Here is a 24,916-nt window from a genome sequence, read left to right on the forward strand (position 1 = left end):
GCACTATAATAAAAGGCTCTGACAAAACAGAGCCTTTTATTTATGTAAGCTATAATGATTTAATATAAAATATTGCTAAGTTAATTTAATTATATAGTAGTTCTTTTTTACATCCCTTATATTCTGACATACCATTTATATTTTAAAGCAAGAGTTATTTTCTTTTAAGGATTTTTAGAGAGATATATATTATCCATATTAAAGCTGCTATAATGAGTTGTTTTTCTATACAAAGAATAACTGTCCATAACACTACTAAAATCAAAATTGATATAGAAAAATTTCTTATTAGTAAAACCTCCATTTCCTTCGTTATTCTACTACAATTTATTCTCAACAATACAAAATTATTTTAGCTAAGAGTCTTTTTGCACAAAAAAAAGACGCCTAATGGGGCGTCTGTATCCAACCGTATAATTTGGAAAAGGGGAAAAATGCTAACTCAAGGAGTTAACATAATCTTCATTTGAATTTTACCCGTTTAACAAAGAAGTAAAACATCTATAGCGATGAAAAGAAATAAGTTACTGAAACCTTTCTTGTCACTGGTCTTCTGGATCTATTTCGAGGCTTTCAACTTCGTCATTCTTTTTTACTTCTAATCGTACAATTTTATTTTTACTATCTCCAGACACATTATCATTATCTAACTCAAAATCTTTGGCTTTTTTATAAGTCTTTTTACCACTAGAAACTTCTATGGTTAGGTCTTTGTCTGTTTCACTAATTAACTTACCAATTACGCTATAATCTCCATCGGATTCTTTTTCATAGATACCGTCTGAATCGGCTTTTGCTAGAGCTGTTAATTCTAAGTTTTCAGCACTTTGATTTTTGGCATTAACTTCTACTTTTACTTGTTTTCCATCGATAGTCTTAGGAGTATCTTTTTCCTTCTTAAAGGAATTACTCTTAGGTACCTTTACCTTTTTATCATCAATGACAAGTGTTAACTCATCGTTTGTTTCTTTGTCCAAAGTACCTACTAAATCAAAGTCCTCATCCTGTTTACTATCAGGATCTTTGGAATACCGTTGTAAATTTGATTTATTTTCAGAGGAGCCGCTTTCATTTTGAGATGTATTTTGAGATGAATTATCTTGACTGGAACATCCCGTCAGAGATCCTGCCGTTAAAGCTCCAGCTAATGAAATAGATAGCGTTAACATTTTTTTGTTCATATGGTTTATTCCTCCTTTTTTATTTATAATTAATATTGCCTTTCTTCTATGGAAGTAAACAAACATGTAGTTTGTTAAATGCCTGTGTAAAGAGAATACGTGGTTTTTTATAATTCCAAGCCTTATATGTGCTAATGACTACAAGAGAAGAGGGCAAAAAGAGATGCCCCATTTTTGCCCCACATAATTTAATTTATAATGATATATTTTGAAAATTAGAACCTAATAAAAGTTAATTAAACCGCTCTACAATAGCTTAATGACAAATTATGAAACCCACTTATTTTTTTAAGAAAAAGATGGGGTTTTTTTACGGAATTAAATGTTAGAATATTTAAAAAGGAGGAATGGCATGCACGTAGATCAAAAAGTGTAAGCAGCCAAACTAATAAGATTACCTATACACATATTAAAACAGGAGGGCCTCGCATTTGCTTTATGTTTTCAGGGCTAGGCTATACGTACGAAAAGCCGCTATTGTATTATGTAACGATGCTGATGCTAAAACACGGAATTGACGTTGTTCATATTCACTATACATATCCAAAAGAGCTCATGACAAAGTCTACAGATGAGATTGCAGATGTTATGATGAAAGACATTGATCTCGTGCTGCAAGACGTTTTATCTCATAATGACTATAAAAATATCATATTTGCAGGAAAATCGCTGGGCACCATTCCGCTGATTCAGCGAGTTATGAAAGATGAAGTCTACAAAGATGCAGTGATGCTTTTACTGACGCCGCTTTTAACCAGACCGGAACTGTTTAAAAGTTTACTAGAAAGCACTCATAAAGGTCTTATTGCAATAGGAACTCGTGATCACTATTATACTGAAGAAGTGTATCAATTAAAAACAAACACATTGAATATTCAAGTGATTAAAAATGCCGATCATTCATTGGACGTTTTGTATACTCCTGCGAAATCGTTAAAGGCACTTGAAACGGTTTTGAATGGCATAGAACAGCTTCTGTGAAATAGGAAATAAGGAAAGGAGTACAAAATGGATACGCTACGTGAAATTATTTGCGAAAAAAGAGCCTACAGCTATTCACCTCATACTCATTATCATAACTACAGTCAGCTTTTGTTTCCGCTAGCAGGTGCTCTTGATATTCAAGCGAGTGAGCAGCACTTAACGCTGCAAGAAGGATGCTTTTACATTCCGCCTCGTCAGCTTCATACGTATCAAGCTAAAAATACAAATGAATGTCTGGTCGTTGATATTCCATTGAAATTTACAGAAAGTGCGCATCTTTCTCAACAAGCAGCGTTTATTCAATGGAATTCAACGTGGAAAGCAATTCGCTACCTTTTACTTGATGGGCTTCAAAAAAGCACTGACAGAGGGGCGCTTGAAGATTTAGTCCGTTACGTTCAGCATTATTTGCCAAAGAAACAAACGTTTAAATCCATTGATTATCTTCATGCTAACTTTAATCAAGAGCTAAACATAGAAAGTCTTGCCAAGATGGAAAATTACCATCCTGCCTATTTTTCTGCTTGGTTTAAACAAAAAACGGGCTATTCGCCTCAAAGCTATGTAGCGCGTATACGTTTAAATAAAGCAAAAGAATTGTTAAAAGAGAGCAGCTATTCGATAACGTATATTGCGCATGAAGTCGGCTATCACAGCTTGTCTTCATTCACTAAATGGTTTGCAAAACAAGAAGGAGTCTCACCCACGCAATATCGAAGTATCTTAAAAACAGACAAATAAGATCATAAAAGCGGAAAAACTTTTTTCTTTCTTTTAGCTATGATAAAAGAAAGGAGATGAAACGATGAATACTTCATTATCAAAAATACTTATTTTATGTGCCGCAGTTTTGTGGGGAACAACAGGAACCGCCCAAGCTTTAGCATCTGCTGAAGCACATTCCGTGGCGATTGGAGCCGTGCGTTTAGCTGTGGGGGGGCTGTCGCTTCTTGCAGCTTGTCTTATTCAAAAAAAGAATGTGGACGTAAGACGTCTTCCTATTTTGCCTCTTGCGGTTGCTGCAGCAAGTATGGCCGCTTATCAGCCGCTGTTTTTTTCAGCCGTTATCAAAACGGGTGTTGCAGTAGGAACAATGGTGGCAATTGGCAGTGCGCCGCTTTTGTCAGGAGTGTTAGATTACATAGTGTACCGCAAGAAACCTACAAAAAAATGGCTGCTTGCTACGTTTACGGGTATTATAGGGTGCTGCAGCTTGTTGTTAAAAAAAGATAGTCAAATCGACGTGATAGGTTTGGGTATGGCGATAGGAGCAGGGGCATCTTTTGCTTGCTATACAACTGTTAATAAAAAAATTGTTCAGCATGTTGATCCGCAAGTAGGCGCTTCTCTTGTGTTCACAGCCGCAGCTGTTTTACTGATACCATGCTGGTTTATGTACGATATGAGCTGGCTAGTTTCTTTAAATGGAATAGGCATAGCTCTTCACTTAGGAATACTTACGACGGCTCTTGCTTATGTATTATTTTCTACAGCGCTCAAGTCGGTGCATGCGTCTACCGCCGTGACGTTATCGTTAGCAGAGCCCGTTACCGCTTTTTTACTCGGCGTCTTTTTCTTAGGAGAATCTCTAACTTTGGTGAACATATGCGGAGCAGCACTAGTGTTTGCTAGCTTAGCGTTTTTAACCTATTCTCCGAAATCATCGCTAAATCAAGAGGTGCGTATATAAAAAAATCCCCTTTCTCTAGAGAAAGGGGATTTCTTATTAAGCGTACATGCTAGCTACTTGTTTTTGCAGGTTGCTGTCTTCTAAATACTCATCGTACGTCATTTGCTTGTCAACTACTCCGTTTGGCGTAATTTCAATTACACGATTCGCAATCGTTTCAACGAACTGATGGTCATGAGATGTGAAAATCATTGAACCTTTGTAGCTGATAAGTCCATTGTTTAGTGCTGTGATTGATTCTAAGTCAAGGTGATTCGTAGGATCGTCTAGTAAAAGAACGTTTGAACCGCTTAGCATCATTTTAGAAAGCATACAGCGAACTTTTTCTCCTCCGGAAAGAACGTTGGCTTTTTTCAACACTTCTTCACCAGAGAATAGCATTCTGCCTAAGAAACCGCGTAAGAAGCTTTCGCTTTGGTCATTAGGTGAATACTGACGCAGCCAGTCTACTAAATTTAAATCTCCGTTTTCAAAGTACTCGGAGTTGTCTTTTGGGAAAAAGGCTTGAGACGTTGTCACACCCCATTTGTACGTACCGCTGTCTGCTTCCATTTCACCCATTAAAATCTTCATTAATGTTGAATTTGCAAGTTCGTTGCGGCCCACAAGAGCGATTTTGTCATCTTTATTCATAATAAAGCTTACGTTATCAAGCACTTTTACGCCGTCAATTGTTTTTGTTAGACCTTCAACGCGAAGTACGTCATTTCCAATCTCACGTTCCGGTGTGAAATTCACGTACGGATAGCGACGAGAAGAAGGGCGGATGTCATCTAATGAAATTTTATCAAGCAATTTTTTACGAGACGTTGCTTGTTTTGATTTCGATGCATTTGCGCTAAAGCGAGCGATAAAGGCTTGAAGCTCTTTAATTTTTTCTTCTTTTTTCTTGTTCGCATCTGACGCCATTTTTTGTGCTAATTGACTTGATTCATACCAGAAGTCATAGTTACCAACGTAGACTTGGATTTTACTGAAGTCAAGGTCAGCAATGTGCGTACATACTTTGTTTAAGAAGTGGCGGTCATGCGATACAACGATGACTGTGTTTTCAAAGTTAATTAAGAACTCTTCTAGCCATTGAATAGCTTGAATATCCAAGTTATTCGTAGGCTCATCTAAAAGTAATACATCAGGTTTTCCGAATAAAGCTTGTGCAAGAAGCACTTTTACTTTTTCACTACCTGTTAGTTCAGCCATTTTTTTTGCGTGAAGATCTTCAGAAATACCTAATCCTTTTAAAAGAATAGCTGCTTCTGATTCTGCTTCCCAACCGTTTAATTCAGCAAATTCACCTTCAAGCTCAGCTGCTTTCATTCCGTCTTCATCTGTGAAGTCTGCTTTCATATAAATAGCATCTTTTTCTTGCATTACTTCATAAAGGCGAGCGTGCCCCATAATAACGGTTTTCATAACTTCTTGATCTTCATATTCGAAGTGGTTCTGTTTTAAGACAGCAAGGCGTTCGCCAGGGCCCATATGTACATCACCAGTTTGAGATTCAATTTCACCAGATAAAATTTTTAAAAACGTTGATTTTCCAGCACCGTTTGCGCCGATTAATCCATAACAGTTACCAGGCGTGAATTTAATATTCACATCTTCAAATAACTTTCGGTCGCCAAATCGTAAACTTACATTACTAACTGTAATCATGTATGAGCAGTCCTCCAAATTCAATATCTATAAAATTATACCATTCTTTTTATATAAGAGCGATATGAATACAATATTTCAAACATAAAGTGTAACCGACACTTTAAGCACTCGTCAACCATTTAAGGGATTTTTTGAGCGGTGAAACTTGATTATTCTAGCATTCACCAAAACTTTGAACAGCAAACCAGCATGTTTAATCCTTCAGTAATCAGCTGTTTTTCATTTTTAAGATGGATGTTGTATTCCTTTGTATAAGAAACAAAAAGAAGAATAATACTACCTGGTAAATAAAAGAATTTATATGAAGTAAACACTGATATTTTGCGGTTGCTTATTTCTAAAATTTGTTTGTTAAAGACATAAATAGGGTGATTATCATGTGGAAATTAATTGTTTCCTATCTTCCAGAAGGGCCAGTTTTTATACAAGCAGTTCTGGTTTTTTTCATCCCGTATATAATCTACAAATTAGTAAGCGGGGTTCGTAATTCAGAGGAAGAGTGATGAAAGTGAAAAAATGGAGATCAACGATAAAAAAAATAGGAAACCATGCGAATGAAAAGGAAAACAAACAGGAATTTACACTTCAAAATTCATCTAATCCTATTACGGATCATTTAGCTTTAACTCTAAAAGCAGTTAAAAATGAAATTGGTCATAACTCCGACGTTCATTTTCGGGAGTTTATTATAGGACGCACAGGCATTCAGGCAGCTATTATTTTTGTAGAGGGGCTATCAGATAAAGATCTTATTGAAAAACATATTTTGTCATCATTGATGGCTGATTTTTCAAAAGAATACCAACAGGATCAGCTTTACGTAAAGGAAAGCCTTTCAAAACATTTTATTAAAAGCCAAGTATTATCAATTAGTGATGTAGAAGAGGTTCATTCTATTAAAGAAGTAACATCAAAAGTCTTAACAGGATCTACGGCGCTTTTAATTGACGGGTTATCATCTGCTTTAATTCTTGGTACAAGCAAAGTGAAAACAAGAACGATTGAAGAGCCCGTATCAGAAGCATTAGTGAGAGGGCCAAGAGTAGGCTTCACTGAATCTTTAAGTGATAATACTTCTTTATTAAGAGGAAGCGGAGACATTGAAAATTTGTGGCTGGTGAAATTTCAAGTAGGAAAGCGTTCCAAAAAAGACTTAGTTGTTGCTTACATAAAGGAGATTGTTGATCCAGAACTAGTTGAAGAAGTAGAAAAACGAATTAAAAAAATTGATCTTGATAATGTACCTGAGTCAGGATATGTGGAACAACTCATTGAAGATAATTACCTTAGCCTATTTCCTCAGGTGCAGAATACGGAGCGTCCGGATCGTGTAATTGCTGCTTTGATGGAAGGGAGAGTAGCCATTTTATTAGACGGGACGCCTTTTGCTTTGATTGCCCCCGTTACGTTTAGCATGATGCTACAGTCGCCGGAAGATTATTATGAAAGGTGGATTCCCGGTACATTCATTCGTTTTCTTCGTTATATCGCAGTAGTTCTTTCTCTTTTTACACCAGCCTTGTATATTGCTTTTATTTCGTTTCACCCAGGGATGATTCCGACTAAATTGGCTATTTCCATTATAGGAACAAAGTCTGGAGTGCCATTTCCAGCCCTTATAGAAGCCTTATTCATGGAAATAGCTATCGAAATCTTGAGAGAAGCTGGACTCAGGTTACCAAAACCAATTGGTCCAGCAATGGGAATTGTCGGTGGATTAATTATTGGAGAAGCTGCGGTGCAGGCAGGAATTGTTAGCCCTATTTTAGTGATTATTGTGGCGTTAACTGCCATTTCATCGTTTGCTATTCCGCAATATAGCGTCGGGATTTCATTGCGTATTCTTCGCTTCATAGCTATGCTATGTGCTGCCGTACTTGGATTATACGGCGTCGTTTTATTTTTCCTTTTTATGACCAGTCATTTGGTAAAACTAAAAAGTTTTGGCGTATCTTACATGAGTCCAGCGGTACCCTATCGTTTAAGTGAATGGAAAGACTTGATGGTCCGTATGCCTCTTATGATGATGAAAAGACGTCCAAAGATGATGCACACCAAAGATTCTCTACGAAAAGGATAGCAGCTTATGATAAAAGGAAGTGAATCAGAGGTAATGATAAATTCAAACGATCGTATTACGACGCCACAAACAGCTATTATTGTCATCAATTTTATACTTGGAACTGGTATTCTGACATTGCCTCGAACAGCTGCGGAACAAGTGAAAACACCAGATGTGTGGTTAACTGTTATTCTAGGAGGAATAGTCACGATGATAGCAGCGATAATCATGGTGAAGTTAAGCCGGAAATTTCCTGGAAAGACGTTTTATCAATACAGTAAAGAAATTACAGGGAAATGGTTGAGTAAGTTAATTAGCTTACTTATGATAGGTTATTTTTTACTGCTTGGTGGTTTTCACGCCCGTTCATTGGCAGAAGTAACCGGATATCTCTTGCTGGAAGGAACGCCGACGTGGGCTATTATTATGCCATTTATGTGGATAAGCCTCTATTTAATTAGAGGGGGCATTAATCCGATTGCTCGACTGTTTGAAATTATATTCCCTATTACCGTTATTCTTTTTTTACTGGTAGCTTTTATGAGTATGAAAATATTTGAAATAGATAATCTGCGCCCCGTACTTGGATCAGGAGTCCTTCCTGTACTAAAAGGGGTAAAAACAACTGCTCTTGCATTCACGGGTCCTGAAATTATGTTAATCATTTTAGCTTTTATGAAAGAACCTCACAAAGCAGGAAAAGCTGTACTAGTTGGAATTACTATTCCTATATTTATTTATGTGATTACTGTTGTAATGGTGATCGGAGCGTTATCGATTGATGGAGTAGTAATAAGAACATGGCCAACGCTTGATTTAATAAGGAGTTTTGAGCTGACAGGCTTGATTTTTGAACGATTTGATTCCTTGCTGCTAGTTGTATGGATCATGCAGATGTTTGCTTCTTTTACTATTAACCATTACGCCGCTTCATTAGGACTGTCTCAGCTTTTCCAAAAAAACATTCATCCATTTATGTATGGTTTGCTTCCGGTTATATATCTTATTTCCATGATTCCCAAAAATATTAATGATGTATTCAAATTGGGAGATATGATTGGCAATATCGCCTTAGTTCTATTTGGCTTTTTGCCGCTGCTTCTTCTCATTATTTCAAAAGTAAAGCGAGTAAAATATGAAACAAACCTTTAACCATTTCCAGTTCCTATTGGTTTTGTTTTCTGTTTTTTTGCTCTTTCCTCTGGCAGGCTGCTGGAGTAGTCATGAAATTGAAGAGCAAAGTTTTGGAGTGGGTGTAGCCTATGATAAAGGTAAGGAGTCCATAGCTGAAAAAGAATTTGATGAACAAGGAGAAGGGTATACTAAAAAGAACCTGATTACGTCAACTTATCAACTTATCACTCCTCAAGTCGCAAGTTCAACCACTAAACAAGGAGGACCCCAGCAGAAATCTTATGTAAATATCTCGGAAACAGGAGATTCTCCTTTTCAAATGCTTCGTGAATTATCTTTAAGAAGTGACACTCCTTTAACTAGTCCTCATATGAAAGTAATGGTTATCAGTGAGGCCCTTGCACGAGCGTATAGTTTAGAGCAATTAGTGAACCAAACTCTTCGGGACAATGATTTTAGACCTAGTTGCCTTGTGTTTATTAGCAAAGGAAGAGCTAGCGACACGTTAGAATCAAAAACAGCAGGAGAGATCCCGGCTTTTCACCTGTATGGAATGATAGACAATACGTATCGAACAACGCGAATTTTACCGCCCATGCCGCTTATTAAATTAGCAAGCAAGATTCAAACTGGGTCTAGTTTTCTGCTGCAAAATGTATTATCAGCAAATGGAGAAATCAAATTTGCAGGTGCTGGTATAATTAAAGGGAAAACAAGCAAAATGATTGGTTTTTTGAATGAAGAAGAACTAGATGGTTTGGCTTGGATCACAGGCAAAGGAAAAGGCGGCCTAGTAAAAAGCTTTGATAAAAAGACCGGTCAGCTGATTGTATATGAAATAGAGTCTATGAAAAGTCACATTCAACCTCATGTTAAAGGAAATAATATCTCTTTTGATGTACACATTGAATCAGTGGGAAGGCTATCTGAAAGTTGGATGACCTCAGGGAGCTCTTTTAACAATCAATTTTTACAGAACGCGCAAAAAACTTCAGAAAAAAAAGTAAAGAACCTGGTAAAAAACGTACTAGAAAAAATGCAAACAAAATATAAAGTTGATGTTGCAGGTTTCGGAAATCAATTGAGAATTAAGAGGCCCGGAGTATGGATGAGGGTTAAAGACAATTGGGATCAAACATTTAGTGAAGTGCCAATTAATTATGATGTGAAGTTAACGATTAAAGATTATGGAGCATCCGGGTCAAAAAAGTAAGCACCCGACTATAACTTTGTTTATCTTTATGTCAAAAATGAAAAAATCCCCCCAAAGAAATACTCATCACATGCTTCGTACGCAGCCCTCAATAAATAATAAATAATAAATAAGAGCTGCCACTTTTGGACAGCTCTTATTTATTATTCAAAAATATAAGCTAATGCTTGAAGAGCCTGTTCTGGCGTTTCGACTACAACCTGGGCTTTGTTTGACAGTTCTTTAAGCGGATGGTGCAGTTTTTCAGGGCGAACCAAAATTAGCGGTTTATCTAATGCGATGGCTGTCGCCGCATCCATTGCGCTGTTCCACTGCTTGTATTTTTCGCCAAATAAAGCAATAACCACATCAGATTTTTTAAGGAGCACCTGCGTACGTAAATTATTAATTTGAGAAGCAGCCTCATCTTTTAAGACAGCGTTAGGCTGTTTTCCTAAAATTTCTTCTCCAATGTTGTCGGAGCGGTCATGGTCTGTCATGGGACCGACAAAGGTAAGGGGAAGGTTTAATTGTTCTGCTTGGTTTTTAATTTCGTCTCGCCAGTTATCGTGAATTTGCCCGGCAAGGTATACGGTTAAGTTCATTATGTAGAAGTCCTCCTCTAACTAAGATTTGTTTTATTTTATCAAATGTAAGCGGATAATACGAATGATTTGAATGGGCTACTTTTCCAAAAATAAGGTTATAGTAGACAAATAGTTAAAAAAGAGAAACAATAGAAGGCGTATTGCTAATTAAAGAAAGGATGTACATGATGACAGAAACAGTGCTACAAGTAGATCATGTCAGTAAAGTAATTGGGAAGAAAACCATTTTGCATGATGTATCCTTATCGGTTGAGCGCGGTGAGATTTTCGGATTGCTTGGTCCGAACGGTTCTGGAAAAACAACGCTAATTCGTACCGTCGTAGGACTCATTAAAGAAACAGAGGGAACGATTACCGTTAACGGCTTTCCTTTAAAGGAACAGTTTACATCAGCAATGAAATCAATTGGCGCGATTATTGAGAACCCTGAGTTTTATGATTATCTGACGGGCTATCAAAATTTAAAACACTTTGCGAATATGCATGAAGGAATCACATCAGAACGCTTGGATAAAGTGATTGCTTTAGTAAAGCTTGAAAACAGCATTCATGCAAAAGTGAAGACGTATTCTCTTGGGATGAGACAGCGTTTAGGAGTAGCTCAAGCTATTTTACATAAGCCTGCATTGCTTTTACTAGACGAACCAACAAATGGTCTAGACCCAGCGGGAATGAGAGAGTTTCGTACATATTTACAAACGCTTTGCAGGGAAGAAGGAATTTCAATCTTAATCGCGAGCCACTTATTAAAAGAAGTAGAAGCATTATGTGACCGCGTTGGTATCATTCAAGACGGTGAGTTAAAAGCCGTTCAAGATCTATCTCCAAATCGTCAAGATCAAGGAATGCACGTAGAATTTGAAGTGTCTGATGCGCAAAAAGCAGCGGATCTTTTATCACAAGAATTTGAAATAACGATGAGATCAGATATTATCGACGTGGCGATTGTAAAAGAGCAAATTCCAGCTGTAAATAGAAAATTAGTAGATAGCGGTATTTTAGTCTACCGAATTACACCTGTTTATGAGACGCTTGAAGATTCGTTTATGTCCGTTACGGAAGGAGAGCACCATGCTTAAGCTAATTCAAAATGAACATATGAAATGGTTTCACAAAAGAAGTACAAAAATCACGTTTATCACAATCGGCATTTTAACTCTTTGTATGGCTCTTTTAATAAAGAAAGTGTCAAACAGTGCAGGAACGGAAGACAACATTTTGAACTTCCTGTCATTTAGTTCAGGTATGCTCATTCTTGTTCAATTTTTCGCGCTTGCTGTTGGAGGGTCAATGGTTGCAAAAGAGTTTGAAGCAGGTACCATTAAGCTTCTGTTAATTCGTCCGGCTAGACGTTCAACGATTTTAGCATCGAAGTACATAACGCTCATTTTAATTAGCTTGTATTATTTGCTGAGCTATTTGCTTTTTTCGTTTGTATGGGGAGCATTGTTCTTTGGATTTGCCAGTCTAGAAGGAGATGCGCAGCTGCTTAAACATATTACGCTTACCTATGACAGCGCGTATATGGAAACGTTTATGATGATGACGTTCGCATTCATGCTGTCGTCTTTATTTAGAAACAGCGCGCTTGCTTCAAGTCTAGCTATTGTCGTAAGTATCGGGGCTAAAGCGGTAACTGCACTAGTATCAGAGCTAGGTTTATGGTGGGGTAAATTTCTATTATTTGCCAACACGGACTTTCTTCAGTATATGGACGGAATGAAGACGATGTTTGACAGCATGACAATTCCATTTTCAATTTTCATCTTGGTCGCGCATTTTGTCTTCTTTATGGGCGTGGCATGGGCAGCGTTTTTAAAACGTGACGTAGCTAACTGATGTGAGAATTTTCGTACTATACATTTTTCTAAAATAGCATTTGACAATTAAATAAAAAGAGATTACAGTAGTGAAAGACTATTTTTAAAACAACTATAAACTTCTTATCAAGAGAGACGGAGGGACTGGCCCTATGATGTCTCGGCAACTGGCTGTACGCAGTGCGGTGCCAAATCCAGCAGACGATGCTTCGTTTGGAAGATGAGAAGGGTAATCTTATGATACAAATAAGAGACCTCTTCTTATCAATAAGAAGAGGTCTTTTTTATTACGTAAACAAGAGGTGTTAAGAATGGAACAACAAAAAGGAAACGGCTGGGCGCTGTTACCGCTGGGCGTCTTTTTAGTCCTGTTTGTCGGATCAGGAATTATAACGGGAGATTTTTATAAGCTGCCTGTACTAGTAGCCATTATTATTGCAGCCATTGTGGCGCTGGCTATGAACCGCAAAGATTCACTTAATGTAAAAGTGGAACGTTTTGCTAAAGGAGCAGGGCATCCTGATATCATTATTATGGTGCTTATTTTTATTTTAGCAGGTGCTTTCTCTCAAGTTGCTAAAGGCATGGGAGCTGTTGATTCAACTGTAAACTTAGCTCTGTCTGTGCTTCCGCAAAGCTTAGTGGTAGTCGGAATCTTTGTTATTGGCGCATTCATTTCAATTTCGATGGGAACGTCAATGGGAACAATCGCTGCGCTAGGACCTATTGCTGTAGGAATCAGTGAGCAAGCGCATGTATCCATTACATTAGCAATTGCTGCCGTTGTTGGTGGTGCAATGTTTGGAGATAATTTATCCGTAATCTCTGATACGACCATTGCAGCAGTTCGTACGCAAAAAACAAATATGTCAGATAAATTAAAAGTAAACTTTTTTATTGTCCTTCCTGCAGCGATTGTTACGGTAATTTTATTGCTTGTAATGACGCTAGGCAATACGTCATCAGTAGAAATTAAAGATTTTAGCTGGTTTAAAATCTTGCCTTATGTCGGCGTACTCGTTGCTGCCATATTTGGTGCAAACGTATTAAGCATTTTAACCGGAGGAATTGTATTAGCCGGCGTGATTGGATTAGCTGACGGAAGCTACACGCTTTCTTCTCTTGCTAAAACTGTGACAGAAGGTATTGGCGGAATGTCAGAGTTAATTATTTTATCTCTGCTAATCGGCGGAATGGTTGAGCTTATTCGCTATAACGGCGGTATTCAGTTCTTATTGAATTTATTAACACGACGCATTCAAACAAAAAAAGGCGGCGAATTCAGCATCGCTGGACTGGTAAGTTTAACTAATTTAGCGACGGCTAATAACACGATTTCAATTATTACAGCAGGTCCGTTAGCAAAAGAAATCTCTGATAAATATTCAATTGATAATCGTAAATCAGCCAGTCTGCTTGACTTGTTTTCATGCAGCGTTCAAGGGCTGATCCCTTACGGCGCACAAATGCTTCTCGCAGCAGGATTTGCTAAAGTTTCACCGATTGAGATTATTCCATTTACATTTTACCCAATGTTAACAGCGGTTTGCGGGATCATTGCAATTGTAATTGGATTTCCTCGTTTAAATAAAAAGTCAAAGTCATCTAAAGAAGCTGCGTAATATCAAACCCTTAAAAAGAATGTTCTTTTTAAGGGTTTTTTACTGTTTAAAAAAATCAGTCGGCTTTTCATCATCTAACTCCTTCCAAAGCGTCTCGTTCTGTTTAAGTGCATAAGCCGCTCCTCCAATTTCAATTCCGCATAATAAAATGAATAATAAAATACCCATGAAATGACCTCCTTACGTAAATGAATAAAAACACGATGGTAACGGGTTTAGCTTCTTGCTGTTTCACTTTATAATGAGAATAAAGTATGAAACGCGTTTCAGCGCAAGAGAAAAAGGTGAAAACATGACAAATATCCGAGATATCGCAAAAAAAGCTGGTGTATCTGTCTCGACCGTATCACGGGTGCTAAATCATCATCCGTATGTAAAAGAAGAAAAACGCCGGCTGGTAGAGCAGGTTATTCACGAACTTAATTATGAACAAAACATTAATGCCGTTCACTTATCAAAAGGGAAAACAAATATGATTGCCGTCGTCTTGCCTTTTATTAATCATCCGTATTTCAGCTTGCTTTTAGAAGGAGTCGCCTCTCAAGCGTTAGAAAAGCAGTATCAGCTTGTTATTTGTCAGACGAACTATGATGTAAAAAAAGAAGAAGAAGCGCTTCATATGCTGAAAACAAAGCAAGTTGATGGAGTGATTATTTGTTCTAGAGCAAGCAGCTGGAGCACGATTGAATATTATCAGCAGTACGGACCGATAGCCGTGTGCGAAAACGTACAGAATCGTTCTATTCGCTCCGTATACGTTGATCATTATGCAGCTTTTAAGCAGGCGCTCCTGTATTTAAAAGAAAAAGGATATACGGATATTGGCTACTGTATTGGAAGAATGACAGGTACAAATAGCCTGCAGCGGCAACAAGCATACAAAGAATATGTAGAAAGAATAAATCAGCCTTATCATCCGGAATGGGTTTTTCAAGGCTGTTTGAACGTGACAGATGGTGAAAAAGTGGTTGAAAAACTAGTGCAGATGAAAAATCGGCCTCAGGCGCTTTTAGTAACAAACGATCAAGTAGCTATCGGAATAAAAGCTCAGTGCGAACAAGCAGGTATTTCAGTTCCTGGTGGATTAGCTATCATTGGTTTTGATAATCATCCGCTTTCTTCTTATTTACAAATAACAACGATCGAACTTCCTCTTAAAGAAATGGGAGAAACGCTTTTTACATTAGTGGGAAGCAAGGCTCCTCAGAAAATTGAGCTCCCTTTTCGGTTTATTGAGCGTAAAAGCGTATGAGTTCTTGATGATGCCATGAGTTGTTTTTACCGGATAAAATGAGCAAAAGCGGACATCATACGAGTAAAGAAAGAAGAAAAGGATGATGACCGTGGAGAAAAAAGAATATCAAGTGGGAGATCAAGTATTTGTTATTTACCGAAATCCTCATACGGCAAACGTTGCGAATATTAATCAGGCTGAAATTGTTGAACATCCTGAAAACAAAGGTGAAAAAGCGCTGTTTTTACATGAGTCTTATCATTTGTTAGCTGAAGATGATGCCGTGTATTCAACGTATGAAGAAGCTGAAAAAATGTATAATAAGATATTTGATTATGAACAATATGACTGATGCAGAGGCTAAGACAAAAATAGTGTAGTTAAAGGTGAACACGAACTATCTATCAAAAATGGATGAATAGTTCGTGTTTTTTTATGATCATGGTGAGCGGAAGTTTCATGTATGTAGGTGTTTCTAGTGGTTGATTGGATAGCAAGGCGGAGACTCCTGCGGGATAAGCGGAATAGATGAGACCCCGCAGGAGCGTAAGCGACGAGGAGGCTCATCAGCCGCCCGCGGAAAGCGAAGCCTTGCACGGAAATCAATAGCGATGGAACAAGCAGTTCGGCTCATGTATCCCTATTGTTCGTTTTTAGATTGGGTTCATTTCAGTATGTTCCCATCTCTTTTTGTGTGAAAAATAATTAATTACCAAGGATAGAGTCTTTTTATTTTTCAAACGCTATTAGTATTAGAAAAAAGGAAGTGTACATGATGATAAAACCTTTTGTACCTCAATTAGTATATATTGAGCCAGGGGCAATGGAGTATCCGCTTGGTGTTCAATTAAAAGAAAAATTTGAGAAGATGGGAATTGAGATTCGTCAAACAACTTCTCATAATCAAGTGCGTAATATACCGGGAAAAAATGATTTGCAAAAATACCGCAATGCCAAGTCGACTTTAGTAGTTGGCGTGCGTAAAACATTGAAATTTGATACATCTAAACCGTCAGCTGAATATGCAATACCGTTTGCAACAGGGTGTATGGGGCACTGTCACTATTGTTATTTGCAGACAACAATGGGAAGCAAACCATATATTCGCACGTACGTGAATGTTGAAGAAATATTAGGTCAAGCAGAGCAATATATGCAGGAAAGAGCCCCTCAAATAACGCGATTTGAAGCGGCTTGTACATCTGATATCGTAGGAATTGACCATTTAACACATTCATTAAAGCGCGCGATTGAATATTTTGGGGAAAGTGAACTAGGTCAACTGCGCTTTGTAACTAAATTTCATCACGTGGATCATTTATTGGATGCTAAACATAATGGTCGCACGCGCTTTCGCTTTAGCATAAATGCAGATTATGTTATAAAAAACTTTGAACCTGGTACATCTCCTCTTGATTACCGGATTGAAGCTGCTAATAAAGTTGCAAAAGCTGGATATCCACTTGGCTTTATTGTGGCGCCTATTTACATTCATGAAGGTTGGCAAGAGGGATACCGTCAGTTATTTGAAAAGCTAGATGCCTCTATACCTGAGGAATCAAGAGACGATATTACGTTTGAAATGATTCAACATCGTTTTACCAAGCCGGCCAAGCGGGTAATTGAGAAAAATTATCCAAAAACAAAGCTTGAGATGAATGAAGAGGAGCGCCGCTACAAATGGGGGCGTTACGGAATTGGAAAGTATGTATACGCAAAAGATGAAGAACAAGAATTAAGAGAAACATTAGAATATTACATTGATCAGTATTTTCCAAATGCAAAAATCGAATATTTTACGTAATTATTCTACAGTAATTGAAAAGTTATTCTGACGCCTTAGTCAAAATAACTTTTCAATTTTTAATGTAAAAAAATAAATTGCTTGCTAATAAGTTGAAAAAAAGAGGTTATTTTTATCTCTTGTCGTATTACATACAAAAGGGAGGTGACTGAGATGTTAAAGAATGAAGAGTTTGCGCTAACAAAAGAATTAACAAACGAACAGCAAGAAGCTGCACGGAATTTTATTCAAGTGTTGTTCCAAGAAGATTTATCTGAATTTTGGAACATATTATGTGATATCGATAAGTCTCGTATTTACGGCTTGTATGAAGCAAATCATTATTATGATTCTGATGTTGAACTGCATGGGTTTGTACAAGAAATAAGAGATAATGTAAGAGCTGTTTATGCGCCTCTTCAAGGGCAAGGGGGGATTTCGACGAAGGTTCGATATACAAGCGAAGGAAAGATGTATGTATACATATTAGGCAGTGGCGAAAACCCTAAGGTATATCCTGTTGGATTAATGCCTGAAACATATATCGAACAAGAACGTTTTTCTCAGCGGCTTCAAATTAGCATTTATAACGACGAGTTTCGAAACGTTGCCCTATAAACTATATATATGGAAAAAGAAAGAATAATAAAATTAATTTGTTAAAATAGCAATATTTGGGGTATGTAATAGGTATAACATTAAAAAGGGGTGAAAGAAATGCATTATTATCGTATTTCAGAGGGAGACCATGAAGAGTATTGTGAAACGATTCTGCTTCATGAAAAGAAGTTTTGCAAAGAAACATTTCAATCTATGGTGCGAGAAGCAATGAATAATAAGCCCGGTAAAATTGACCGTGTGGATATTGTTAAATATTTAATTGGTCACCATAGCTTTCAAGTAGCCCACATCGAAGCGGGATTTCATAGTACATACAGCGAGAAAGTGACATAAAAAATGCAGCACATCCTATACAACGAACTTTTCTTTTGAAAAGGGCGCTGTATTTTTTTTTGCTTAAAGTAGAATGTTTCTAAGGTATATCCCTTTTAATGGTATAATAGTTAAGTTCTGTTAGATATACATATAAACATCACAAATACTTTAAAGGGAAAGGGTGAGAGAAAATGGAAAAAGAAAGAATAGAAGAACTTGAACGAAAAATAAGCAGTTTAGAAGAAGACGTAGCCAGGCTAAAGTCGCTCGTATATAAAACAAATTCTCCAAGACCAAAAGCAGTTCACGCTCCTCCCAAGCAGCGTGAGGAGACGACTAAACGTCCTGCTCAACCAGCAGCTAAAAGCTCACAGGCAATAGAAGAACCCGTTGATTGGGAAAAAGTCCTTTTTCAAACATGGCTGCCGAGAATTTTTATTTTTGTATTTATTATTGGCGTGCTATGGGGATTTAAAGCAGCCTCTGACTATGGGTTAATGAATGAAAAAGCAAAAGTTGTTCTCGGTTTCGTTGTTTCAATAGGTTTTGCTGTGACAGGTCATTTCCAAATTAAAAAGGGCAGGTTGGTGCTCGGGCAAGTACTTGTAGGAGGAGCTATTCCTATTCTCATGTTAACGACGTTTGCGATGCATAGCCTGTATCATTTAGCGGGACCAACGCTTGCTTTTATACTAAATGCGAGCTGGATTATCCTAGGGATTATCGCGACAGTCTTTTATCGTTCACAGGCATTAGGGATTATTAGCGCGGTTGGAGGCGTACTAGTTCCTTTTCTTATTGAAAGTAATTCGCCTAATGCGCTCGTTTTCATTGGCTATGAAACGCTTCTGTATATTGCCTTTTTATATGTGGCAGTCAAACAAAAATATTCAATTTTATATGTTCTTTCCGCGGTACTATTAAATCTTACGCTACTCATTTATTACTCGTTTGTTGGTGATAATGGTGTAAAAGAGTTATTAGGTATGGCGATTCTTATTCAGCATTTATGCTTAATTTCAAGTTTTTTTCTATCACAATCCGTACTCCAAGTATATGCGTTTACCCTTTTATCGAGTTTAGCAGTTACGTACGGCTGGCTGCTCGCCGTTTTTGACGATGGCACGACCACAATGGTGCTGCTTGCGCTAGTCATTATTTACGCATTAGGTGTTTACGCAGTAAGAAGTTCTAAAGAGAAATTTGAATTTTTTATTACCTATTTAATTGTTGCAGTAGCGTTTTTTATTCATCAGCTCGTCGATTTAAGAGAAGGAGTTATTTTATATGTGATTCAAGGACTGGCTGTTTACTATATCGCCATGACGTATAAAAATCTACTTCATCAACTATTTTCTTATACGATTTATATACTGAGCGCAACGTATATCTTAGTTACACCAATCGAACGAGTGCTGTCTCTTCCGACATTAAATTGGCTTGTTGTGTTAGCTTCTATTCCAGTATTTATATGGATCAGCGTTCAAAAAACAGAACAAGATGAGCACGATATGTTCAAAATTGGAGGAAGTATTGTTTTTTCTATTCTTTCTTTAATTTTTGCTACGGAAGTGACGGTCGCTGGCACCAATCATCTTTCCACTAATCCGCAAACGCTTATTATGACGGCCGTTTGGTTAGGGATGTCCATTGCAGCATTTGTAATAGGATCACTTAAAACGTTTAAAACAGCAACGTATATCGGCGTGGGCATTTTGTTCTTAACACTTTTTAAACTCATTTTATACGATTTACCTTTTATCCCAATGGCTATACGAGCCTTGTTATTTATCGTCTTAGGAGCTATCGGTTTAATTATCTCGCGACTATTTTATAAAAAGAAGTAGCTCGAAGCTGAAGAGAAATTCTTCAGCTTTCTTTATTATAATATGATTATGTAAACTTAATCTTGAAGTCGTACAAAAGGTATACAATCATGTATAATGGAACAAGTGAATTGGAGGTATACATAAAATGAAATCACTTGTATTAGCAGAAAAGCCAAGTGTAGCACGTGATCTTGCGCGCGTACTTGGCAGCACACAAACAAAAAAAGGGTATATTGAAGGACCAAAGTATGTCGTAACATGGGCACTCGGTCATTTAGTTGAATTACAAACACCAGAGGATTATGATAACCAATATAAAACATGGCGATTGGAAGATCTGCCAATCATGCCTGAAAAAATGAAATTAAAAGTAATTCGTAAAGTGAGCTCTCAGTTTCGCACAGTATCCGATCTAGCAAAAAGAAAGGATATTGGCGAGTTAATTATTGCGACTGATGCAGGGCGTGAAGGAGAGCTTGTAGCACGCTGGATTATGGAAAAGATACGCTGGAACAAGCCGTTTAAACGCCTTTGGATTTCGTCTCAAACGGATAAAGCAATTCGTGACGGATTTAAACAGTTAAAACCAGGAAAAGAGTTTAATCGCTTGTACGACTCAGCCGTTTGCCGTTCAGAAGCCGATTGGCTTATCGGTTTAAACGTAACGAGAGCGTTAACGACTAAATACGAAGAACCATTGTCGGCAGGAAGGGTACAAACACCGACGCTTGCGATGATAATTGAGCGTGAACAAGTAATTAATACATTCAAACCTAGTGAATATTGGACGCTTACAGCGCAGTTTTCATCTTTTGAAGCGGCTTGGCAAAAGGGCAATGAAAGGCGCATTTTTGATGAAAAACGCGCAAAAGAGCTGCACTCAAAATTATCAGGTGAGGCAGTTGTAAAAACAATTAAACGCAAAATCCATAAAGAAGCCCAGCCGCTTCCTTATGACTTAAACGAACTGCAGCGAGATGCTAACAAACGCTTTAACTTCTCTGCTAAGAAGACATTGAATGTACTTCAAAAGTTATATGAACAGCATAAGTTAGTCACGTATCCACGTACAGATTCCCGTTATTTAACAACAGATATGGTTTCTACTATGAAAGAGCGTTTGGAAAGCATCTCTGCTGTATATAAAGAAGAGGTTCGTCCAATTTTAAGAAATGCACAGTTGCCAAAGCGAGTGGTTAATAACGAAAAAGTAAGTGATCACCACGCTATTATCGTAACGGATCAGCCTGTATTTCTCCAGGACTTATCAGCTGATGAACGAAAGCTGTATGACTTAATTGCAAAGCGATTTATTTCATTATTTTATCCTGCATATGAGTATGAAGTGGTTAAAGCAGAGCTTGAAGTAAATGGGGAACAGTTAGTAGCAAGCGGAAAGCAAGTCGTGAATGCAGGTTTCAAAAAAGTTTCTGGTGGAGACTCAGAAGCAACGGTGAAGCTGCCTGATATGGAAGAAGGCAGCAAGCTGCTCATTCAAGATGTAACGATGAAAAGTGCATTTACAGAGCCGCCGCAGCGCTATACAGAAGCGGATCTTCTTGGACAAATGGAAAAACATAATTTAGGTACCCCGGCAACACGTGCAGATATTATTGAAAAACTTCTGCAAAATGAATCCATTGATCGCCAAAACAATCGTCTGCACGCAACCAAAAAAGGGAAGCAGCTGATTGACCTAGTAGCAGATGAGTTAAAGTCGCCTGAGCTTACAGCTAAGTGGGAACGTGACTTAGAAGCAATTGCTAAAGGAAAAGGAAATGCAAAAGAGTTCTTAACAAATATTCGCGAACAAACAGAAAAGCTAGTTAAGCAAGTAAAAACGAGTAATCAAACGTACAAACCTCATAATTTAACGGGTTCTAAATGTCCGGAATGCGGTTCTTTCTTGAAAGAAAAGAAAACAAAGCAAGGAAGAGTGCTCGTTTGTTCAAGCCTTGAGTGCAGTTATAGACGCGCAAAAGACCCTAAACTATCGAATCGACGCTGTCCGCAGTGTCACAAGCGAATGGAAATTCACTCAGGAAAAGCGGGTACGTACTTCCAATGCCGTTCATGTCAAGTAGTGGAGAAAGCTGAGGACAAAAAGAAAAAGATTTCAAAACGAGAAGAACGAAAGCTTCTTAACAAATACAATGATGATGGAGCATTTGGTTCAAGTTTGGGTGATGCTTTAAAACAAGCTCTTCAAGATAAAAAAGATAACTAACGTCGAAAAGTGCGATACCATGGTATCGCACTTTTTTCGTATAATATGGAGTAAGTGATGAGTAAGTAAGGTGGAGTGGAATATGGATCGTTTGATTTTGTTCTTTATAGTAGGAGTGATGGTACTAATCATTTTAGCGGTGACTCTTTTATCCGTCTTATTTTTTTGGATGGAGAGTGCATTGGATAGTGAATTTCTACGTAAAAAAACAAGCTGATGAAATTTTTCATCAGCAGCGCATCAGCAAGAAAAGCGCATCATATCAAGCTTCAACGCTATTTAAAGAACCCTGTAACATATTTTTTTAAAAAAGTATGTGATTTTTTTCACATATCTCTTGAAAAAGAACAAACAAGTTTGTATAATAAGAATTGTAAAAGATATGTGAAACATTTCACAATATATGTGAAAAACTTCACAATATTATATTTTCTATAATCCTAAGGGGGATATCATCTATGAAAATTGCAGTAGTAGGGTGTACACATGCAGGAACGGCAGCAGTAAAAAATATGGCAGAACTTTATCCAGAAGCTAAAATTACAGTTTATGAGCGAAATGATAATGTTTCATTTTTGTCTTGTGGAATCGCGCTCTATGTAGGCGGGGTCGTAAAAGATGCAAATGGCTTATTTTACTCTTCACCGTCTGAATTGCAAGAGATGGGTGTAAATATGAAAATGAAACATGAAGTTACGAATATTGATACAGAAGACAAAAAAATAGCTGTACGAAATTTAGAAACCAACGAAGAATTTGAAGATACATTTGATAAACTAGTGATGACAACTGGATCATGGCCGATTATTCCAAACCTTGAAGGCATCGATTTAAATAATGTTGTGCTTTGTAAAAACTATCAGCATGCTAATCACATTATTGAAAAAGCGAAGCAAGCGAAGAAAATAGCCGTGATTGGTGCGGGTTATATTGGTGCAGAATTAGTAGAAGCATTCGAAGTGTATGGAAAAGAAGTGACGTTTATTGATAGTGCTGATCGCATTTTAAATAAATATCTTGATCCAGAATTTACGAATCTAATGGAAACTGAGTTTGAAAATCGAGGAGTTAAATTAGCATTAAACCAAGCGGTTACGAAATTTGTAGGCAGTGAGGGATCTGTTGAAAAAGTAGTGACAACTGAAGGCGAATACGAAGCGGATCTTGTTATTCTGTGTGTTGGCTTCCGTCCAAATACAGACTTAGTAAAAGGACAAGTAGACATGCTTCCAAACGGCGCAATTGTGGTTGATGAATATATGCAAACAAGCAAAAAAGATATATTTGCTGCCGGAGATAGCTGTGCCATTTACTACAATCCGATTAAGAAACATGCCTATATTCCGCTTGCTACCAATGCAGTTAGAATGGGAACATTAGTAGCTCAAAACCTTGTTAAGCCAACGATTAAGTATATGGGAACACAAGGAACGTCAGGCTTGCATATTTATGATTACAATGTTGCATCTACCGGCATAACTGAAACAGCAGCTTCTCTTTTTGATATGAATGTGAAAAGTATCACAATATCAGAGAATAACCGACCTGAATTCATGCCAACGTACGAAAATATTACGTTAAAAGTAGTATATGAAGAAGAAACAAGACGAATTGTAGGTGCACAGGTTATTTCTAAAATTGATGCTACTCAAGCAATCAATACATTGTCTGTATGTGTACAGCAGGAAATGACGATTGATGAGCTTGGCTTCATGGACTTTTTCTTTCAGCCGCATTTTAATAAGCCTTGGCATTTCTTAAACCAAGCAGGACTTCAAGCGCTTCAAGCATAAAAAAGCAGGTGACTACCTGCTTTTTTTATGTGGATTTTATTATCTTTTTTATTTTAGCAGGTCTAAAGCGGATCCAGCCTATAGTAAGGAGAATAAAAGGATAAAAAGCTCCTACGAAAAAACTATAGGGAATCCACGTTTCGGCTAACCATGTTTTTTGATAGATAATAGTTGGATAAACGATAATAGAAAAAGTTGTAACGATTAACCCCATCGGTAACGTTAGAAATCGAGTTTCGTTAACGTTAAAAATGTGGCAAAGCCCAGCGATAGAAGCATGAAAATAGAGAGAAACTTTAAAGAAAAGAGTAAGAAACCATATAATAGCAATAATTACTTCAATTCCTTGCAAAAAATTCCCCAGTTCAATTCGCTTAGCCATTTCGTATACAGGAAACATGGTAGTTGAAGAATGATAAGAGCCAATAACCATTATACAAAAGAGAATGATCGCTACCATAATAAATCCACCTAACAGACTTCCGCTGATTAAAGCTTTAGCACCTTTTTCAGGTTTTCTTAAATGAAGAGGAAATACCATCATTAAAGGAGCAAAAGTAAAATAAGTGATGCTAAGAAAGGTGAAAACTGAATGAGTCAGCGGCTTTAAGTGAATATCTAATAAAGGCATAAGGTTTTCTACTTTCATTTGAGGAGTCAGTGAGAAGATGAAAATTCCGAGAAGGCCAATAAACCAAGGGAAAAATATTTCACAGCAGCGTGCGATGGTTTCTAGTCCGAGTCTTGCGCCGAACACAACCACAAGCATAAAAATAATGTGAATAGCAATCAGCGGAGTTTCCATCATAATATGTGTATTTAAAAAACTCCCCACGTAGTATACAATGCGGCTGCATGTTATGACAGTAGACGTGACAAATAAACAAGATACACCTTTTCCTAGATATTTTCCAAACACTGCTTCATTGATTTCTATCAGATTTTTATCTTTAAATAAAAGTCCTAGAGCTATATATACTTTCACTAATACAAATCCGCATACTGCTCCAAGGATAGCTGGAATCCAAGCGGTTTGTTTAGAATCTACAGTCATAGCTGCTGGAGCAATAACAATTGTGCTTCCAATTGTATAAAGCATAACGAGCATGCGAAATTGAATCGTTGAAATTTTAACTACAGGTTTCACTGTATTCACTTCCTC

24 protein-coding genes and 1 riboswitch are annotated in these 24,916 nt (G+C 37.4%); of the genes, 19 read left to right on the plus strand and 5 right to left on the minus strand.

Annotated features, from left to right (window positions below; translation table 11 throughout):
• Positions 1–542 precede the first annotated feature (542 nt).
• Positions 543–1,181 (minus strand): hypothetical protein, encoded by a 639-nt coding sequence (locus LJC66_RS11170; RefSeq protein WP_230932555.1) that lies wholly within the window; start codon positions 1,179–1,181, stop codon positions 543–545.
• Positions 1,182–1,619: 438 nt separating this feature from the next.
• Here LJC66_RS11170 and LJC66_RS11175 point away from each other — a divergent pair, with 438 nt between their 5' ends.
• The 3 genes from LJC66_RS11175 to LJC66_RS11185 all read left to right on the plus strand — a co-directional run bounded on the left by LJC66_RS11175 (position 1,620) and on the right by LJC66_RS11185 (position 3,855).
• On the plus strand, positions 1,620–2,162 hold the full coding sequence (locus LJC66_RS11175) for an alpha/beta family hydrolase (protein ID WP_230932556.1): 543 nt from the start codon (positions 1,620–1,622) through the stop codon (positions 2,160–2,162).
• Positions 2,163–2,189: 27 nt separating this feature from the next.
• Complete coding sequence (locus LJC66_RS11180) at positions 2,190–2,906, plus strand: helix-turn-helix transcriptional regulator (RefSeq protein WP_230932557.1); 717 nt, start codon at positions 2,190–2,192, stop codon at positions 2,904–2,906.
• Positions 2,907–2,970: 64 nt separating this feature from the next.
• On the plus strand, positions 2,971–3,855 hold the full coding sequence (locus tag LJC66_RS11185) for a DMT family transporter (protein ID WP_230932558.1): 885 nt from the start codon (positions 2,971–2,973) through the stop codon (positions 3,853–3,855).
• 36 nt (positions 3,856–3,891) lie between these two features.
• Here the strand turns inward: LJC66_RS11185 and LJC66_RS11190 are convergent, their stop codons facing one another.
• On the minus strand, positions 3,892–5,511 hold the full coding sequence (locus tag LJC66_RS11190; RefSeq protein ID WP_050688769.1) for an ABC-F family ATP-binding cassette domain-containing protein: 1,620 nt from the start codon (positions 5,509–5,511) through the stop codon (positions 3,892–3,894).
• Positions 5,512–6,016: 505 nt separating this feature from the next.
• Here LJC66_RS11190 and LJC66_RS11195 point away from each other — a divergent pair.
• Genes LJC66_RS11195 through LJC66_RS11205 form a run of 3 tightly spaced genes read left to right on the plus strand, consistent with a single transcriptional unit; the run spans position 6,017 to position 9,923 of the window.
• Entirely contained in the window at positions 6,017–7,594 is a 1,578-nt protein-coding gene (locus LJC66_RS11195) for a spore germination protein (RefSeq protein WP_230932559.1), read from the plus strand.
• Between the two features lie 6 nt (positions 7,595–7,600).
• Positions 7,601–8,728, plus strand: a complete 1,128-nt coding sequence (locus tag LJC66_RS11200; protein ID WP_230932560.1) for a spore germination protein — start codon at positions 7,601–7,603, stop codon at positions 8,726–8,728.
• On the plus strand, positions 8,712–9,923 hold the full coding sequence (locus tag LJC66_RS11205) for a Ger(x)C family spore germination protein (RefSeq protein ID WP_195694086.1): 1,212 nt from the start codon (positions 8,712–8,714) through the stop codon (positions 9,921–9,923). The genes LJC66_RS11200 and LJC66_RS11205 overlap by 17 nt, the downstream gene beginning before the upstream one ends.
• A gap of 143 nt (positions 9,924–10,066) precedes the next feature.
• On the opposite strand, the gene LJC66_RS11210 is transcribed toward LJC66_RS11205, so the two are convergent.
• Positions 10,067–10,507, minus strand: coding sequence for a YtoQ family protein (locus LJC66_RS11210; protein ID WP_025752263.1), 441 nt, complete (start codon positions 10,505–10,507; stop codon positions 10,067–10,069).
• Between the two features lie 170 nt (positions 10,508–10,677).
• Between LJC66_RS11210 and LJC66_RS11215 the strand changes: the two genes are divergently transcribed.
• The 3 genes from LJC66_RS11215 to LJC66_RS11225 all read left to right on the plus strand — a co-directional run bounded on the left by LJC66_RS11215 (position 10,678) and on the right by LJC66_RS11225 (position 13,952).
• Complete coding sequence (locus LJC66_RS11215; RefSeq protein WP_230932561.1) at positions 10,678–11,589, plus strand: ABC transporter ATP-binding protein; 912 nt, start codon at positions 10,678–10,680, stop codon at positions 11,587–11,589.
• Positions 11,582–12,349: an ABC transporter permease gene (locus LJC66_RS11220; protein ID WP_230932562.1), complete on the plus strand. Its 768-nt coding sequence runs from the start codon at positions 11,582–11,584 to the stop codon at positions 12,347–12,349. The genes LJC66_RS11215 and LJC66_RS11220 overlap by 8 nt, the downstream gene beginning before the upstream one ends.
• Positions 12,350–12,450: 101 nt before the next feature.
• Positions 12,451–12,557: riboswitch (SAM riboswitch) on the plus strand.
• An 84-nt stretch (positions 12,558–12,641) separates the two neighbouring features.
• Positions 12,642–13,952, plus strand: a complete 1,311-nt coding sequence (locus LJC66_RS11225; protein ID WP_016764004.1) for a Na+/H+ antiporter NhaC family protein — start codon at positions 12,642–12,644, stop codon at positions 13,950–13,952.
• A gap of 39 nt (positions 13,953–13,991) precedes the next feature.
• Here LJC66_RS11225 and LJC66_RS27725 read toward each other — a convergent pair whose 3' ends face one another.
• The gene (locus LJC66_RS27725; protein WP_013083044.1) at positions 13,992–14,120 is read right to left on the minus strand and encodes a hypothetical protein; all 129 of its coding nucleotides are present in this window, start codon (positions 14,118–14,120) and stop codon (positions 13,992–13,994) included.
• Between the two features lie 124 nt (positions 14,121–14,244).
• On the opposite strand from LJC66_RS27725, the gene LJC66_RS11230 reads away from it, so the two are divergent.
• The 10 genes from LJC66_RS11230 to LJC66_RS11270 all read left to right on the plus strand — a co-directional run bounded on the left by LJC66_RS11230 (position 14,245) and on the right by LJC66_RS11270 (position 23,754).
• Positions 14,245–15,204, plus strand: a complete 960-nt coding sequence (locus LJC66_RS11230; protein WP_230932563.1) for a LacI family DNA-binding transcriptional regulator — start codon at positions 14,245–14,247, stop codon at positions 15,202–15,204.
• A gap of 82 nt (positions 15,205–15,286) precedes the next feature.
• Positions 15,287–15,538, plus strand: coding sequence for a transcriptional regulator SplA domain-containing protein (locus tag LJC66_RS11235; protein WP_195694080.1), 252 nt, complete (start codon positions 15,287–15,289; stop codon positions 15,536–15,538).
• A 163-nt stretch (positions 15,539–15,701) separates the two neighbouring features.
• Positions 15,702–15,884: a hypothetical protein gene (locus tag LJC66_RS11240; protein ID WP_230932820.1), complete on the plus strand. Its 183-nt coding sequence runs from the start codon at positions 15,702–15,704 to the stop codon at positions 15,882–15,884.
• A gap of 77 nt (positions 15,885–15,961) precedes the next feature.
• Positions 15,962–16,990 carry a spore photoproduct lyase gene (splB, locus tag LJC66_RS11245; RefSeq protein ID WP_025752275.1) on the plus strand — a complete coding sequence of 343 codons (1,029 nt, stop codon included), beginning with the start codon at positions 15,962–15,964 and terminating at the stop codon, positions 16,988–16,990.
• Between the two features lie 153 nt (positions 16,991–17,143).
• Positions 17,144–17,587 carry a hypothetical protein gene (locus LJC66_RS11250; RefSeq protein ID WP_025752277.1) on the plus strand — a complete coding sequence of 148 codons (444 nt, stop codon included), beginning with the start codon at positions 17,144–17,146 and terminating at the stop codon, positions 17,585–17,587.
• 99 nt (positions 17,588–17,686) lie between these two features.
• Positions 17,687–17,923, plus strand: a complete 237-nt coding sequence (locus LJC66_RS11255; RefSeq protein WP_013056931.1) for a hypothetical protein — start codon at positions 17,687–17,689, stop codon at positions 17,921–17,923.
• A gap of 173 nt (positions 17,924–18,096) precedes the next feature.
• Entirely contained in the window at positions 18,097–19,752 is a 1,656-nt protein-coding gene (locus LJC66_RS11260) for a DUF2339 domain-containing protein (RefSeq protein ID WP_230932564.1), read from the plus strand.
• A 127-nt stretch (positions 19,753–19,879) separates the two neighbouring features.
• Positions 19,880–21,961: a DNA topoisomerase III gene (locus LJC66_RS11265; RefSeq protein WP_230932565.1), complete on the plus strand. Its 2,082-nt coding sequence runs from the start codon at positions 19,880–19,882 to the stop codon at positions 21,959–21,961.
• 82 nt (positions 21,962–22,043) lie between these two features.
• Positions 22,044–22,178 carry a hypothetical protein gene (locus LJC66_RS27730; protein WP_269067589.1) on the plus strand — a complete coding sequence of 45 codons (135 nt, stop codon included), beginning with the start codon at positions 22,044–22,046 and terminating at the stop codon, positions 22,176–22,178.
• Between the two features lie 241 nt (positions 22,179–22,419).
• Positions 22,420–23,754, plus strand: coding sequence for an FAD-dependent oxidoreductase (locus LJC66_RS11270; protein WP_121945042.1), 1,335 nt, complete (start codon positions 22,420–22,422; stop codon positions 23,752–23,754).
• A gap of 25 nt (positions 23,755–23,779) precedes the next feature.
• Here LJC66_RS11270 and LJC66_RS11275 read toward each other — a convergent pair whose 3' ends face one another.
• Complete coding sequence (locus LJC66_RS11275) at positions 23,780–24,901, minus strand: GerAB/ArcD/ProY family transporter (protein WP_230932566.1); 1,122 nt, start codon at positions 24,899–24,901, stop codon at positions 23,780–23,782.
• Positions 24,902–24,916: the final 15 nt, after the last annotated feature.

It is taken from the genome of Priestia sp. TSO9, from assembly GCF_021029645.1.
GTDB classification, from domain to species: domain Bacteria; phylum Bacillota; class Bacilli; order Bacillales; family Bacillaceae_H; genus Priestia; species Priestia megaterium_E.

What these genes read in the sequence shown, in the direction of transcription:
- LJC66_RS11170 (WP_230932555.1), bottom strand. Translation starts at nt 1,181, where the DNA reads ATGAACAAAAAAATGTTAACGCTATCTATTTCATTAGCTGGAGCTTTA.
- LJC66_RS11175 (WP_230932556.1), top strand. Translation starts at nt 1,620, where the DNA reads ATGTTTTCAGGGCTAGGCTATACGTACGAAAAGCCGCTATTGTATTAT.
- LJC66_RS11180 (WP_230932557.1), top strand. Translation starts at nt 2,190, where the DNA reads ATGGATACGCTACGTGAAATTATTTGCGAAAAAAGAGCCTACAGCTAT.
- LJC66_RS11185 (WP_230932558.1), top strand. Translation starts at nt 2,971, where the DNA reads ATGAATACTTCATTATCAAAAATACTTATTTTATGTGCCGCAGTTTTG.
- LJC66_RS11190 (WP_050688769.1), bottom strand. Translation starts at nt 5,511, where the DNA reads ATGATTACAGTTAGTAATGTAAGTTTACGATTTGGCGACCGAAAGTTA.
- LJC66_RS11195 (WP_230932559.1), top strand. Translation starts at nt 6,017, where the DNA reads ATGAAAGTGAAAAAATGGAGATCAACGATAAAAAAAATAGGAAACCAT.
- LJC66_RS11200 (WP_230932560.1), top strand. Translation starts at nt 7,601, where the DNA reads ATGATAAAAGGAAGTGAATCAGAGGTAATGATAAATTCAAACGATCGT.
- LJC66_RS11205 (WP_195694086.1), top strand. Translation starts at nt 8,712, where the DNA reads ATGAAACAAACCTTTAACCATTTCCAGTTCCTATTGGTTTTGTTTTCT.
- LJC66_RS11210 (WP_025752263.1), bottom strand. Translation starts at nt 10,507, where the DNA reads ATGAACTTAACCGTATACCTTGCCGGGCAAATTCACGATAACTGGCGA.
- LJC66_RS11215 (WP_230932561.1), top strand. Translation starts at nt 10,678, where the DNA reads ATGACAGAAACAGTGCTACAAGTAGATCATGTCAGTAAAGTAATTGGG.
- LJC66_RS11220 (WP_230932562.1), top strand. Translation starts at nt 11,582, where the DNA reads ATGCTTAAGCTAATTCAAAATGAACATATGAAATGGTTTCACAAAAGA.
- LJC66_RS11225 (WP_016764004.1), top strand. Translation starts at nt 12,642, where the DNA reads ATGGAACAACAAAAAGGAAACGGCTGGGCGCTGTTACCGCTGGGCGTC.
- LJC66_RS27725 (WP_013083044.1), bottom strand. Translation starts at nt 14,120, where the DNA reads ATGGGTATTTTATTATTCATTTTATTATGCGGAATTGAAATTGGAGGA.
- LJC66_RS11230 (WP_230932563.1), top strand. Translation starts at nt 14,245, where the DNA reads ATGACAAATATCCGAGATATCGCAAAAAAAGCTGGTGTATCTGTCTCG.
- LJC66_RS11235 (WP_195694080.1), top strand. Translation starts at nt 15,287, where the DNA reads ATGATGACCGTGGAGAAAAAAGAATATCAAGTGGGAGATCAAGTATTT.
- splB (WP_025752275.1), top strand. Translation starts at nt 15,962, where the DNA reads ATGATAAAACCTTTTGTACCTCAATTAGTATATATTGAGCCAGGGGCA.
- LJC66_RS11250 (WP_025752277.1), top strand. Translation starts at nt 17,144, where the DNA reads ATGTTAAAGAATGAAGAGTTTGCGCTAACAAAAGAATTAACAAACGAA.
- LJC66_RS11255 (WP_013056931.1), top strand. Translation starts at nt 17,687, where the DNA reads ATGCATTATTATCGTATTTCAGAGGGAGACCATGAAGAGTATTGTGAA.
- LJC66_RS11260 (WP_230932564.1), top strand. Translation starts at nt 18,097, where the DNA reads ATGGAAAAAGAAAGAATAGAAGAACTTGAACGAAAAATAAGCAGTTTA.
- LJC66_RS11265 (WP_230932565.1), top strand. Translation starts at nt 19,880, where the DNA reads ATGAAATCACTTGTATTAGCAGAAAAGCCAAGTGTAGCACGTGATCTT.
- LJC66_RS27730 (WP_269067589.1), top strand. Translation starts at nt 22,044, where the DNA reads ATGGATCGTTTGATTTTGTTCTTTATAGTAGGAGTGATGGTACTAATC.
- LJC66_RS11270 (WP_121945042.1), top strand. Translation starts at nt 22,420, where the DNA reads ATGAAAATTGCAGTAGTAGGGTGTACACATGCAGGAACGGCAGCAGTA.